Here is a 13,991-nt window from a genome sequence, read left to right as displayed (position 1 = left end):
CTCAGGAAGCCTGAACCGAGCGTGACCTGCCGACGGCGGCGATGAAGGACCGGATGGCGCGGTCACCTTCGGCAGAGTCCTGGGGCCGGTGTCCTCCCGCAGCAATGCGGTGCAGGGCACCGGTTTCCTGCAGATATCCGGCGATCTCCTCGTAGAGCGGTTCCCAGCCGCCAGTCAGGACCATGGTGGGGACGCCCGGAACGATGTGCAGCGGGGCGTCCCAGGACGGCGCCTGCAACCGGAGCCGGCGAGCTGACCGTTTTTCTTCCGTGGTGGCGGGCTCCTGGAGGTCCGCCGCGAACATTCTCCGCACGAACTCACGCTGGAACTCGTCATCACTGAGTTGGTGCCGGATATCGAACAGCGGTTGCATCAGCGCCCTGTGGGCAGACGTGGCCGGCAGTTCGGCGGTCAGGGACAAGCACGCCGGTTCAACCAGCGTGAGGGAAAACACCAGATCAGGGCGATCGACGGCAGCCATCATGGCCGCAATGGCGCCCTCGGCGTGGGCTACAACATGGCCGCCGGCGGCACCGCGGCCATCATCGGCCAGTGAGCGCAGGATGATGGCGGTGTCTTCGGCGAACGAGGACTCCAGGGGCTCAGCAACCGGGTCAAAGCCGTGCCGCCGCAGGAACAGGGCGTCGTACTTCAGCGCCATTCCGTGCTGGCGGGTCCACGCCGCCGCACCGAAAGGTCCGGCGCCGTGCACGTACACTACCCGCTGTTTGAACATGACCCAACCCTATTCCACGGCGCCGACATCCCGGTTGGGCAGCAGTAAGTGTGCGCCTGCGTGCTCAACACAACACCTGCTGCTACCCGGCCGGGAGGGGTGGTTACTTGCCGAGGAACTTGTCGAATCCCTTGGGCAGGTTCAGCTGCGAAGGGTCGAAGTCGCCGCCCTGCTGGCCGAATGACGCCCCCGTGGGAAGAGCTTTCGCCGCGCCGGCCCGACGGGCTTCGGCGTCCTTGAGCTCCTGGGCAGCCTTGGCAGGGTTGCCTGAGCGGGCCTTCTTTTTCGGGGCGTTCTTGCCGCCCTTCCGCGCACTGCCGGGGCCGCCCATGCCGGGCATCCCCGGCATTCCGGGCATGCCGCCGCCCTGCGCCATCTTCTTCATCATCTTCTGGGCCTGGCCGAAGCGCTCCAGCAGGCCGTTGACCTCGGACACGTGCACGCCTGAACCGCGGGCGATGCGTGCCCTGCGGGAGCCGTTGATGATCTTCGGGGCGACGCGTTCGTGCGGCGTCATGGACCGCACGATCGCTTCGACCCGGTCAATCTCGCGCTCGTCAAAGTTCTCCAGCTGCTCGCGGATGTTCTGCGCACCGGGCATCATCATGAGCATCTTCTTCATGGAGCCCATGTTGCGGATCTGCTGCATCTGGGAGAGAAAGTCGTCCAGGGTGAAGTCTTCCTGGTCGGCGAATTTCTTCGCCATCCGGGCGGCTTCGTCCTTGTCCCAGTTCTTCTCGGCCTGCTCAATCAGGGTGAGGACGTCACCCATGTCCAGGATGCGGGAGGCCATGCGGTCCGGGTGGAACAGCTCAAAGTCATCCACGCCTTCGCCGGTGGAGGCGAACATGACCGGCTTACCGGTGACCGACGCAACCGACAGTGCGGCACCACCGCGGGCGTCGCCGTCGAGCTTTGACAGCACGATTCCGGTGAAGTTCACACCCTCGTCAAACGCGACAGCCGTGTTCACGGCGTCCTGTCCGATCATGGCGTCAATCACAAACAGCACTTCATTGGGGACAATGGCGCGGCGGATCTGGCTCGCCTGCTCCATCATCTCGGCGTCAACGCCAAGGCGCCCGGCGGTATCAACGATCACGACGTCGTGCAGCTTCTGGCGCGCTTCCTCGACGCCGGCGCGGGCGACGGCGACCGGGTCACCGGCAGGGTGCTCCAGTTCCGAGGTGGCTCCGGGGTGCGGCGCGAAAACGGGCACGCCGGCACGCTGACCCACAACCTGGAGCTGAGTGACGGCATTGGGCCGCTGAAGATCACATGCCACCAGGAGGGGGCTGTGACCTTGAGCCTTGAGCCACTTGGAGAGCTTGCCCGCGAGGGTGGTCTTACCGGCACCCTGGAGGCCGGCCAGCATGATGATGGTGGGGCCGGACTTGGCCAGGCGGATGCGGCGGGTCTCGCCGCCGAGGATCTCAACGAGCTCCTCATTGACGATCTTGACGATCTGCTGGCTCGGGTTCAGCGCCCCCGAAACCTCTGCCCCGAGGGCACGCTCGCGGACGCGGGCCGTAAATTCACGCACCACGGAAACGGCGACGTCGGCATCCAGGAGGGCGCGGCGGATCTCCCGGACTGTGGCATCAACGTCGGCCTCAGTGAGGCGGCCCTTGCCACGGAGATTCTTGAAGGTTGCTGTCAACCGGTCAGAGAGTGAATTGAACACGCGCCGCGCACTTCTTTCAGTGGATTTACAGGGGGGACTCGACTATCTAGGGTACCAAGCCGGGCTTGCCGGATGGCATGCTGGCAGGGTGACGAGCCAAACAAGTGTAAAAACCCTGCTCATTCTCGGCGCCTCCGGCGATCTGACCGGCCGCCTCCTGCTGCCGGGACTGGCCCGGCTGGTGGCTACCGGCCGGACTGATGGCCTGACCCTGGTGGGTGCCGGATCCGACGCCTGGACGCCAGAACAGTGGCGTACCCGGGTCCACGAGGCCTTCGCCCCCGCTGCGGAGGCCGCCAACAGGGTTGGAAAAAAGGCCCTCACCGCCTTGGCTAAAGCCACCGCTTACCACCAGCTTGATGTTACGGCGGAAGGAGCCCTGGCGGGACTGTTGGCCGGGCTGGAAGGCCCCACCGCGATCTATTTTGCGTTGCCTCCCCATGTCAGCCAGCTGGCCTGCGAGTCGCTGCACCGTGACCAGGTTCCGGCCGGAACACGGCTGGTCATGGAGAAGCCTTTCGGCTCCAGTGAAGCCTCGGCCCGTTCCCTTAACCGCACACTCGCCGCGCTGGTGCCGGAGGACCACATCCACCGGGTGGACCATTTCCTGGGGAAAGCGACGGTGCTGAACATCCTGGGCCTGCGCTTTGCGAATAATTTCCTGGAACCCGTGTGGAACCGCGAGCATGTGGAAAAGGTCGAAATCATCTTCGACGAGGACCTGGCGCTGGAGGGCAGGGCGCGGTACTACGACAGTGCAGGCGCCCTGCGCGACATGGTCCAGAGCCACTTGCTGCAGATCATGGCGCTCATGGCCATTGAGCCGCCGGCCACCCTCGGGGAGCGGGACCTCCGGGACGCCATCGCGGCCGTGCTCCGCGCCAGCAGCATCAGCGCCCCTTACGCAAAATCCACGCGCCGGGCCACGTATACGGCGGGTTCGATTGCCGGCAGGAAGGTCCCGGACTATGTCCGGGAAGAAGGCGTGGACGCATCCCGTGGGACGGAGACCCTGGCGGAAGTCCGCGTGGACATCGATAACTGGCGATGGAAGGGGGTCCCTTTCATTCTGCGTTCGGGCAAGGCCCTCGGCGTGAAACGGAAGGAGGCCGTGGTCACCTTCCGCCCCGTACCGCACCTTCCCGCGGGCTTCACGGGCGTGGACTCCCCTAACCAGCTGCGGATCGGGTTCGGGCCGGATACCCTGGCGTTCGACGTCGACGTCAACGGTCCCGGCAGCATGTTCAGCCTGAGCCGCACAACGCTGAATGCGGAGCTGAACGCTTCTGAGCTGCTGCCCTATGGCGAAGTGCTGGAGGGCGTCCTGAGCGGTGATCCGCTGCTCTCGGTGCGCGGTGACACAGCGGAGGACTGCTGGCGGATTCTTGAGCCGGTACTGAAGGCCTGGCAGCGGGGCACGGTGCCGCTGGAAAAGTACGACGCCGGTTCGGCCGGTCCCGCCGGATGGCCAGGTTCCGCCGCTGCGGACTAAGTGCTGGCTGGCTGCTCGCTGGCTAAGTCCTGGCTGTAGGCGCCGGCTGCGTATGCCAGAAAAAACTGAGCGGGCAGGGAACCTTGGAGGTTCCCTGCCCGCTCTTTCGTGTGGATCAATAGATATCCGGAACAGCTAGATGGCGGCGACGCCGCGTTCGCCCGTCCGGACCCTGACGGCTTCGAAGACGTCCACGGTCCAGACCTTGCCGTCGCCCGCTCGGCCGGTGTTGGAGCTGGCGATGATGACGTCCAGGATGTCATCGGCCTGTTCGTCCGTAGCGAGGACTTCAACCCGGATCTTGGGCAGGAGGTCCACGTTGTATTCCGCTCCGCGGTAGACCTCCGTGTAGCCGCGCTGGCGGCCGTAGCCGCTGGCCGCGCTGACCGTCAGCCCCTGGACACCGTATGACTCCAGGCCTTCCCGGATGGCTTCGAGCTTCTCCGGGCGGACGATGGCTGTGATCAGTTTCATGCTTCCACGCTTTCCTTGCCCGCTGCCGGATCGGACTTCTTTGCGCCGGCAACTCCGCCGTCAGCGGCCGAGCCCTTGCCCGTGATCAGTTCGTGAAACGGCTGGAAGCTCCCGCCGTGGCCGCCCACTCCGAACTCGTACGCCGTCTCGGCGTGCAGGCTGAGGTCAACGCCAACAGCTTCCTGTTCCTGGGATACCCGGAAGCCCATGGTCTTGTGGATGGCGAAGGCGATGATCGCCGTGAGGGTCGCCGAGTAGGCGATGGCGATGCCTGCCGCTGCGAGCTGGGCCCAAAGCTGGGCCGCGCCGCCGCCGTAGAAGAGGCCGCCGCCCACACCGTCGGCGGGGAGGGCGATGAAGCCCAGGGCAACCGTTCCGATGATGCCGGAGACCAAGTGAACGCCCACAACATCCAGGGAGTCATCGAAGCCCCAGCGGAACTTGAGGCCGACGGCCAGGGCCGAGGCGACACCGGCGACGACACCGAGGCCGAGCGCGCCCACCGGGCTGACGTTGGCACAGGCAGGGGTGATGGCAACCAGGCCGGCAACCACACCGGAGGCTGCACCAAGGGAAGTGGGGTGGCCGTCGCGGATGCGTTCTGTGACGAGCCAGCCGAGCATTGCCGCGGCCGGGGCTGCGAGAGTGTTGACCCAGATCAGGCCGCCCTGCTCAGCAGTGGTGGCCGCGCCGCCGTTGAAGCCGAACCAGCCGAACCACAGGATGGCTGCACCGAGCATCACGAACGGGATGTTGTGCGGGCGGTGGTTGGGGTCCTTGCCGAAGCCGCGGCGGTTGCCGATGATCAGGACGAGTACGAGGGCTGCCACACCGGCGTTGATGTGGACCACGGTGCCGCCGGCGAAGTCGATGGCCGGGCCGAGGGCCTGGCCAATGGCGCCTTCGGGGCCGAAGAGGCCGCCGCCCCAGACCATGTAGGCCAGCGGGCAGTAGACGAGGGTGACCCAGACGGGGACGAAGACGGTCCAGGCGCCAAACTTGGCGCGGTCAGCGATCGCGCCACTGATGAGGGCGACGGTGATGATGGCGAATGTGGCGGCGTAGCCGACCTTAATGAGCCCGTCGGGGCTGGTGATGCCTTCAAGGCCGAAGGTGGCGAACGGGTTCCCGACGATCTGCAGGAAGCCCTCGCCGGAGCTCATCGAAGCGCCCCAGAGCACCCAGACTACGCCGACCATGCCGATGGAGATGAAGCTCATCATCATCATGTTCAGTGCAGCTTTGGCGCGCGTCATGCCGCCGTAGAAAAATGCCAGACCTGGTGTCATGAACAGCACGAGTGCTGCTGCCACCATGAGCCATACGTGACCTGCGGTAAGTTCCATGGTGCACGTCCTCCCTATGATCGATGCTGCGGAATACTCCGCCTTACTAACGCCTTTTGCGTCCTGCATCGAGTCTGTCGCTGCCGTGTTTCGCCCGCAGAGGATTTTCATTGCTGGCTTGTTACAACAACCTCCCGGAAGTAAATGGTGCATATCTGGCTTGTTACGGTTATGTTTCACCACTGTCGCCGAGCCTCGGCTGCCTACCTTGCAAGGAAACCGCCACATGTCGGCACCATCACGCGTGAGCCGCGCCACAACGCGGATTTTGTCAGTTATCCGCCCGCAGAGGCCCACGCTTCCGCGCGACATCAAGGTGATGCTCGCTGCGGCGTTCCTGATTGCCCTCGGGTTTGGGCTGGTGGCGCCGGTCCTGCCCCAGTTCGCCACCACTTTCGACGTCGGGGCGACGGCCGCCGCCGTGATCGTGAGCATCTTCGCCTTCATGCGGCTGGTGTTCGCGCCGGCGGGCGGGGCCTTGATTGCCCGTTGGGGTGAGCGGCCGATCTATGTGGCGGGGCTGCTGATTGTTGCTGTTTCAACCGCGGCGTGCGCCTTTGCCCAGGACTATTGGCAGCTCCTGGTCTTCCGGGGGCTTGGCGGTGTGGGCTCGGTGATGTTCACGGTGGCTTCCATGGCCCTTGTGGTGCGGCTGGCGCCGCCGCAAAGCCGGGGCAGGGTATCCGGCGCCTACGCGTCCGCGTTCCTGATCGGCAGCGTCCTGGGCCCGGTGGTGGGCGGGCTGCTGGCTGGATTCGGCTTGCGGGTACCGTTCCTTTGCTATGCGGCCGCGTTGATCCTTGCTGCCGCGGTGGTGCAGACCCAGCTCAGCCACGCGCCGTCGGCGGCCCGGTCCACTGTGGGCCGCGCCCCTGACATGCCGTTCACCGAGGCCTGGCGAGTTGGTGCGTACCGCTCGGCACTGATGTCCAGCTTCGCCAACGGCTGGGCCACGTTCGGTGTGCGGATGGCCACCGTCCCGCTGTTTGCGGTTGCTGCGCTCGGCGCCGGTCCGGAGGCCGCCGGCCTGGCGCTGGCCGTTTTTGCTGCCGGAAATGCCGCAGCGCTGACATTCTCCGGCCGGCTGGCGGACAGCCTGGGCAGGCGGCCGTTGATGGTCGTTGGGCTCCTGGTCGCCGGTCTCGCCACGGCCGCCATCGGCTTCACGTCCCACCTGGGTTGGTTCCTGGCCGCCTCGGTTGTGGCCGGGGCGGGGTCCGGCCTGCTGGGACCTGCCCAGCAGGCAGCCGTCGCAGATGTCATCGGCAATGAGCGGTCCGGCGGGCGCGTCCTGGCCGTCTACCAGATGGCCTCGGACGTCGGCGCCATTGCCGGACCGGTCCTGGTGGGAGTCTTGGCAGACCGGCTGGGCTACGGCTGGGCATTCGGGGTCACCGGCGCCGTGCTGGTGCTCGCGGCTGCTTGCTGGACTGTGACGCGAGAGCCGCTTAAACGCATTGAGGGGTGAGTTCCCGCAGCTAAGCCTCGGCTTAGCTGCGGGGACTCACCCCTCGTTGTGTAAAGCCGGTGTTTGGGTAAACCCGGTTCCTAGTTCAACAGGGCGTCGACGAAGCTCTCGGCTTCGAACGGGGCCAGGTCATCGGCGCCTTCGCCGAGTCCGATCAGCTTGACCGGCACGCCGAGTGATTTCTGGATGGCCACCACGATGCCGCCCTTCGCGGTCCCGTCCAGTTTGGTCAGGACAATGCCGGTGATGTTCACTACCTCGGCGAAGACGCGGGCCTGGTTCAGGCCGTTCTGGCCGGTGGTGGCGTCCAGAACCAGCAGGACCTCGTCAACCTCCGCGAGCTTTTCGATGACACGCTTGACCTTGCCAAGTTCATCCATGAGGCCGGTCTTGTTCTGCAAGCGGCCGGCAGTGTCGATCATAACAACGTCGACTTCCTGGTCAATGCCGGCCTTGACTGCCTCATAGGCGACAGACGCCGGGTCTGCGCCGTCGACGTCGGACTTCACGGTGGGTACACCCACACGCTGGCCCCACGTGGCCAGCTGCTCGGCCGCCGCGGCGCGGAAGGTGTCCGCCGCGCCCAGCAGGACGTCCTTGTCCTCGGCAACAAGCACGCGGGCGAGCTTGCCCACGGTGGTGGTTTTGCCCACGCCGTTGACGCCGACCACCAGCACGATGGCCGGCTTGTCCGCGTGCCTGTCGGTGCGCAGTGCGCGGTCCATGGTGGGGTCCACCAGCTTGATCAGTTCCTCACGGAGCAGAGCCTTGACCTGCTCCGGGGTCCTGGTGCCAAGTATTTTCACGCGTTCCCGGAGAGCGTCGACCAGCTGCATGGTGGGTTCGGTGCCGAGGTCGGCCAGCAGGAGGGTCTCCTCCACTTCATCCCAGACGTTCTCGTCGATCTTGTCGCTGGAGAGCAACGCAAGCAGGCTCTTGCCGAGGATGTTATTCGAGCGGACCAGACGCTCGCGGAGCCGGGTCAGGCGGCCGGCAACGGGAAGAGGGGTCTCAACCTGGATGGTTTCCAGGCCTGCCACATCATCAGGAACGTCGGTGACTTCAAGGTCTTCGAGGTCGACGCCGGCGGGAGCGTTGCGCTCGGCCGGAACCACGGGCGCGTCCTCGAGCAGCGTTCCCCCGCCGGCGACGGGATCATTGGCGTCGCGGGTCCCGGGGTACTGGGTGATGTTCTTCCGCGTCTTCAACAGGACCGGGATCAGCCCGCCAATAACCGCCAGGGCAGCAACGATGGACAGAATAATGGGGAGGATGTCATTCACTCCCCTAGCTTCTCACAAACGTGGCAGGGGGATCGGGGCGGCCACCTGCGCGGACGCTATACGTCGGCGCCCAGCCGCTGGCTGATGACGGTGGACACGCCGTCGCCGCGCATGGTGACGCCGTACAGGGCATCAGCCACTTCCATGGTCCGTTTCTGGTGCGTGATCACGATCAGCTGGCTGGACTCCCGCAGCTCTTCGAAGATGGTGATGAGCCGGCCGAGGTTGGTGTCATCAAGGGCCGCTTCAACCTCGTCCATGACATAGAACGGCGAGGGGCGGGCTTTGAAGATAGCAACCAAAAGGGCGACGGCGGTGAGGGACCGTTCTCCTCCTGACAACAGTGAGAGGCGCTTGATTTTCTTGCCGGCAGGTCGCGCTTCGACCTCGATTCCGGTGGTGAGCATGTCCGAAGGATCCGTCAGCACCAGCCGGCCTTCGCCGCCGGGAAAGAGGCGTTCAAAGACGTGGACGAACTGGTCTCGGGTGTCCTCAAAGGCCTCGCTAAAGACACGCTGGACCCGATCATCCACTTCCTTGATGATGTCCAGCAGGTCCTTGCGGCTGGATCTCAGGTCCTCCAGCTGCGTGCTGAGGAACTGGTGCCGTTCCTCCAGGGCGGCGAACTCCTCGAGCGCCAGCGGGTTGACCTTGCCCAGCGCTGACAGGTCCCTTTCGGCTTTCCGGAGGCGCTTCTCCTGCTCCTCGCGGACAAAGGGCTTGCCGTCGGCGACCGGTGTGCCGTCGTCGTCCACGGGGGTCCGCAGAGCCGCCCATTTGTCGCCGCTTTCCTCTGCGGGGACGGGCACGGGAACATCCGGGCCGAAGTCCGCCACCAGGACGTCGGGCGTAATCCCGAGTTCTTCGATGGAACGTGTTTCCAGGGCTTCAATCCGCGCCCGCTGCTGGGCGCGGGCCAGTTCGTCCCGGTGAACCGAGTCAGTCAGTTCCGCCAGTTCGCGGGCCAGGGTGTCATTGGTTGTCCGGGTCTCCAGCAGCGCACGGTCCCGTTCTTCCCGGTTCTCTTCGGCGAGGTCGCGTTCATGCCGGGCCAGCTCAACAGACACGTCGATGAACCGGATTGCCAACTCCACCGCAGCGGAGACAGCAGCCGCCCGTTGGGCCTGGAGCCGACGGCGGCGCGCCCGTTCGGCGGCCTCTTCGCGTGCCTGGCGTTCGGTGGCCGCTGCCCGTTCCAGCGATAGAGCCCGGTTGCTCGTGGCGGTCAGCTGCTCTTCCGTGCTGCGCAGCGAGAGCCTCGCGTCCATCTCCGCAGATCTGGCCAACGACGCCGCCAAAGCGAGGGCATCACGTTGTTCGGTGGAGGGTTCCTCTTCAGCCGGCGCCTCCTGCGCAGCGGCAAGGCGCGCGGCAACGGCGGCGAGCGTCTGCTCCTCTGTCACAACACTGGCCTCCGCCCTGGCCAGCGAAGTGGCCAGCCTGTCGCTTTCACCGACGGCGCTGCGCAGGATGGAGTTGAGGTGGCCGAACTTTTCGGCCACGGCCGCGAGCCGGGCGTCGGAATCGTGCAGGCGGTCCAGGGCAGCCTCCGCCCTTGTCCGGGCCTCGGCGCGCCGGACCTCGGCGCCGGCCAGGGCGAACCGGTTCCGTTCCAGGTCCGCGGTGACAACGGCCAGCCGGGCCTCGGCGTCGTCCACGGCGGCCTGCACCTCGAGCAGGGACGGCGCCTTCGCCGAGCCGCCAGTCACCGTAAGGGCGGTAAACACGTCCCCGGCCCGGGTCACGGCTGTCAGATCCGGGCGTTCGGCGACCAGCAGCCCCGCCCCATCCAGGTCTTCAACAACTGCTACCCCGGTCAGGAGCGCGGCCACGGCAAGGGCGGGCCCACCCCCGGCGGATGCCAAGTCCACAGCCCAGCGTGCGCCTGCCGGCAGGGGTTCACCCGTGCCGGAAGTTGCGTCCCGCATGGGGACAGCAGACGCCAACAGCAGGGAGGCACGCCCCGCATCGTCGTCTTTAAGAAGTTGAACCACGACGGCGGCCACGTCAGGATCCCGGACCACGATCGCTTCGGAGGCCCCGCTCAGCGCCGCGGCAATCGCAGCCTCATAACCCGGCTGAACAGTGAGGCTCGAGGCAAGCGCTCCCGCAACGCCATCCAGCCCGGAGTTGAGGGCGTGCGCCGCGCCGTCTTTTCGGTTAAGGCCGAGCTGCAGTGCGTCCCGGCGGGCCACGAGGGCGTCACGTTCGCGGACAGCTTCTCCCCTCACGGACGTCAGCTCGGCAATCTCCTGGACGACGGCGTCGAGCTCTGCGCTGGCGTCCTCGTAGTCGGCGTCGAGGCTTTCCTCCCCCTCCTCCACCCCCGCCACCTGGGTTTCCAGGGCGGTGAACTCGGACTGGGCCCGGCGGCGGCGTTCCTGTCCTGCGGCGAGTGACTCCCGCAGCCGGCCCAGCTCGGCCTGCGCGGATTCAACCCGCGATCGTGCGGCACCGACCTGTCCGGCAAGCTTCGCGAGGCCCTCGCGGCGGTCCGCTGCGGCCCGGAGGACGGCAGTCAGCCTTTTCTCCTCGGCAGACGCCTCGAGTTCGGCCGCGTTCTTCGCCGCCGTACTCGAGTCCAGCGCGCTGCGGCGGTCAAGGATGTGGCGCTCCAGCTCCATCAGCTCATCCCGGACCCGGACGGCCTGCCGTTCCAGCTGCTCAGGATCCCTGCCCGAGTACGGTTCAGCATCAACGGCACCCAGCAGCCGGCCGCGTTCCTGCGCCAGCGAGCCAAGGGAACGAAGCCGTTCCCTTGAAGCGGAGAGCCGGTACCAGATATCCCGGGCGGCGTTGAGCTTTGGTGTGGCCTCGGCTGCGAGCTGTTCCACGGCCGCCTGTTGCCGGCGCCCCGCCTCCAGCTGCTGCTCCACCGCCGCGCGGCGGGCCTTCAGCGCCGTTTCGTCGGCCACATCCTGCTCGAGTGAATTCTGTTGGCGGACGAGGTCGTCGGCCAACAGCCGCGCCCGTGCGTCGCGCACGTCGAACTGGACCCGCTGGGCGCGGCGCGCAACATCAGCCTGCTTGCCGAGCGGCGTGAGCTGGCGCCTGATCTCCCCGGTCAGGTCGCTCAGCCGCTGCAGGTTCGCCTGCATGGCTTCAAGCTTGCGGACCGTTTTTTCCTTGCGGCGGCGGTGCTTGAGGATCCCGGCCGCCTCCTCGATGAAGCCACGGCGGTCCTCCGGCGTGGCGTGCAGGACCTTGTCCAGCTGGCCCTGGCCCACAATGACATGCATCTCCCGCCCCATACCGGAATCCGAGAGCAGCTCCTGGATATCGAGGAGGCGGCAGCTGGCACCGTTAATAGCGTATTCGGAGCCGCCGGTGCGGAAGAGAGTCCGCGAGATGGTGACCTCGCTGTACTCGATGGGCAGAGCGCCGTCGGTGTTGTCGATGGTCAGGGAGACGTGGGCCCGGCCAAGCGGCGGGCGCCCGGAGGTCCCCGCAAAAATGACATCCTCCATTTTGCCGCCGCGGAGCGTTTTGGCTCCCTGCTCCCCCATCACCCAGGAGAGGGCGTCCACCACGTTGGACTTGCCGGAGCCGTTCGGCCCCACCACTGCCGTGATGCCAGGCTCAAAATCGAAGGTTGTTGCCGATGCGAACGACTTGAACCCACGGACGGTAAGGCTTTTGAGGTGCAAGGTGTTTCTGGTCTCCTGAGTGGCTGAAGCGGCTGCTTTGCTGCCCCAAATCTACTGCGTTATGGCGGAAACCCGCGGATTTCCGGGTGTCTGTCCCTGCACCGGACAGCGCCCGATCATGCCCTGCAGGGCGACGGCCGCCTACCAGCGCCCGTTACGCGGGCGCGGCTGACAGACCGGGCAGGAGTAGGAGGAGCGGTTCATGAACTGCTCGCGGCGGATCGTGGAGTTAATTCCGACGGCGGCACAACGGCTGCAGTGCTTACCTTCCCGCCCATAGGCGTTAAGGGAGCGGTCGAAGTAACCAGAGGCCCCGTTGACGTTGACGTACAACGCATCGAAGCTGGTGCCGCCTGCCGCCAGAGCGTCCAGCATGACCTCGCGGGAGCTGGTGATGAGCCGTTCCGCGTCGCCGCGGCGCAGCGTATCGGTGGGCCTGGCGTAGTGCAGCTTTGCCCGCCACAGGGCCTCATCGGCATAGATGTTGCCGATTCCTGAGACGAGTCCCTGGTCCAATAGCGCGCGTTTGAGGCCCGTCTTGCGCTTCCGCAGCCTGCCGTAAAAAAGGTCAAAGGAAAACGCCGGGTCCAGCGGGTCCCGGGCGATGTGGGAAGCTTCCTCAGCGATCAGCGCCACGGGAGATTCCGACTGGCCGCCGGGGCCGCCGTCGTCCGTCGGAATCATTCCGGTGACGAACAGCCCGCCGAAAATACGCTGGTCAACAAACCTGAGTTGTTCAGGCATTCCGGCCACGGGGCTCAGCCGCAGCCTGACCTTGAGGTGTTTCTCGTCCGGCACTTCGCCGTCCTGCAACAGGAGCTGGCCGCTCATCCCGAGGTGGGCCATCAGGGCGACAGGCGGTGCGCCAGCGGACTCCGCAGCCTCACTCAGCGGCATCCACAGGAATTTTCCGCGGCGCACAACGTCCACAACCGTGGTGCCCTGGAGGTTGCCCCTGAAGTCATCAGGGCCCATGGCATGCCGGCGGAGGGAGCGCGGGTCCAGCACGTCTACCCCCGTGATGGTTCGGCCGCGGACCCAACTCACCAGTCCGCGGCGGACCACTTCAACTTCAGGCAGTTCGGGCACGGCTCAGCCTAGGCGCTGCGGGAAGACTCTGGTGATGCGCCCTCCGCTGCAGGGGCAGCGGCGGTTCCGGAGGTTCCGGCGGTTCCGGCGGTTCCGGAGAGCTGACGCCAGGCGTCCGCGGCAGCTTCCTGCTCCGCTTCCTTCTTCGAGTGGCCTGATCCGTTGCCGTACGGTTTGCCACCAATATTCAGGACCGCTGTGAAGGTTCGGGCGTGGTCCGGCCCCGCCCCCTCAACGGCGTAGTAGATAGTGCCCATCTGCCTGCTGGCTGCCAGTTCCTGGATGCTGGTTTTCCAGTCGGTGCCGGCGCCGAGGGCGGCAGCATCCTTCAGGAGCGGGCCAATCAGGCGCATAACCAACTGACGGGCAGTCTCGATGTCGTTGGACACGTAGGTGGCACCAATGAGGGCTTCCATGGTGTCCGCCAGGATGGAAGCCTTGTTCTTGCCCTCGGTGAGCTTTTCGCCCTGCCCCAGGTAGATGTAATCCCCGATGCCGAGGCTTCGGCCGATGCCGGCGAGGGCGCGCGTGCTGACCACCGCAGAGCGGCGTTTGGCAAGGTCGCCTTCCGGCAGGGTGGGGTTGTCCCGGTACAGGGCATCGGTCACGGAGAAGCCCAGGATGGAGTCGCCCAGGAATTCGAGCCGCTCGTTAGTGGGGATGCCGCCGTTTTCGTAGGCGTAGGAACGGTGTGTGAGAGCAAGACGAAGCGTCCCGGCGTCAATGGAGACACCGAGACGCTTCAGAAGCTCTTCAGTTGAAGACATCATGT

The 13,991-nt window shown here is 66.0% G+C and carries 10 protein-coding genes; 2 read left to right on the top strand and 8 right to left on the bottom strand.

The annotated features are described in order from the left end of the window. Position 1: 1 nt before the first annotated feature. Together DAD99_RS16660 and ffh are read right to left on the bottom strand one after the other, a co-directional pair. On the bottom strand, positions 2-736 hold the full coding sequence (locus tag DAD99_RS16660; RefSeq protein WP_193342416.1) for an alpha/beta hydrolase: 735 nt from the start codon (positions 734-736) through the stop codon (positions 2-4). 103 nt (positions 737-839) lie between these two features. Continuing rightward, complete coding sequence (gene ffh / locus DAD99_RS16655; RefSeq protein ID WP_193342415.1) at positions 840-2,420, bottom strand: signal recognition particle protein; 1,581 nt, start codon at positions 2,418-2,420, stop codon at positions 840-842. A gap of 88 nt (positions 2,421-2,508) precedes the next feature. Here ffh and DAD99_RS16650 point away from each other — a divergent pair, with 88 nt between their 5' ends. Further along, the gene (locus DAD99_RS16650; RefSeq protein WP_193342414.1) at positions 2,509-3,912 is read left to right on the top strand and encodes a glucose-6-phosphate dehydrogenase; all 1,404 of its coding nucleotides are present in this window, start codon (positions 2,509-2,511) and stop codon (positions 3,910-3,912) included. Between the two features lie 135 nt (positions 3,913-4,047). Here DAD99_RS16650 and DAD99_RS16645 read toward each other — a convergent pair whose 3' ends face one another. After that, entirely contained in the window at positions 4,048-4,386 is a 339-nt protein-coding gene (locus DAD99_RS16645) for a P-II family nitrogen regulator (RefSeq protein WP_056349123.1), read from the bottom strand. Further along, on the bottom strand, positions 4,383-5,732 hold the full coding sequence (locus DAD99_RS16640; protein ID WP_193342413.1) for an ammonium transporter: 1,350 nt from the start codon (positions 5,730-5,732) through the stop codon (positions 4,383-4,385). The genes DAD99_RS16645 and DAD99_RS16640 overlap by 4 nt, the downstream gene beginning before the upstream one ends. Before the next feature lie 226 nt (positions 5,733-5,958). Here DAD99_RS16640 and DAD99_RS16635 point away from each other — a divergent pair, with 226 nt between their 5' ends. After that, positions 5,959-7,200 (top strand): MFS transporter, encoded by a 1,242-nt coding sequence (locus tag DAD99_RS16635; protein WP_375372260.1) that lies wholly within the window; start codon positions 5,959-5,961, stop codon positions 7,198-7,200. A gap of 80 nt (positions 7,201-7,280) precedes the next feature. On the opposite strand, the gene ftsY is transcribed toward DAD99_RS16635, so the two are convergent. The 4 genes from ftsY to rnc form a co-directional block, all read right to left on the bottom strand. Further along, entirely contained in the window at positions 7,281-8,483 is a 1,203-nt protein-coding gene (gene ftsY, locus DAD99_RS16630) for a signal recognition particle-docking protein FtsY (protein WP_193342412.1), read from the bottom strand. Between the two features lie 56 nt (positions 8,484-8,539). Further along, positions 8,540-12,130 carry a chromosome segregation protein SMC gene (smc, locus tag DAD99_RS16625; RefSeq protein WP_193342411.1) on the bottom strand — a complete coding sequence of 1,197 codons (3,591 nt, stop codon included), beginning with the start codon at positions 12,128-12,130 and terminating at the stop codon, positions 8,540-8,542. Positions 12,131-12,271: 141 nt separating this feature from the next. Then, entirely contained in the window at positions 12,272-13,219 is a 948-nt protein-coding gene (gene mutM, locus DAD99_RS16620; protein WP_193342410.1) for a bifunctional DNA-formamidopyrimidine glycosylase/DNA-(apurinic or apyrimidinic site) lyase, read from the bottom strand. Between the two features lie 8 nt (positions 13,220-13,227). Further along, positions 13,228-13,986, bottom strand: a complete 759-nt coding sequence (gene rnc / locus DAD99_RS16615; protein WP_193342434.1) for a ribonuclease III — start codon at positions 13,984-13,986, stop codon at positions 13,228-13,230. Positions 13,987-13,991: the final 5 nt, after the last annotated feature.

Source organism: Pseudarthrobacter sp. AB1, assembly GCF_014926485.1.
In the GTDB taxonomy this organism is placed as follows: Bacteria; Actinomycetota; Actinomycetes; order Actinomycetales; family Micrococcaceae; genus Arthrobacter.
Note: the sequence above shows the minus strand (reverse complement) of the source record. Positions and strands in the feature narration are given on the sequence as shown.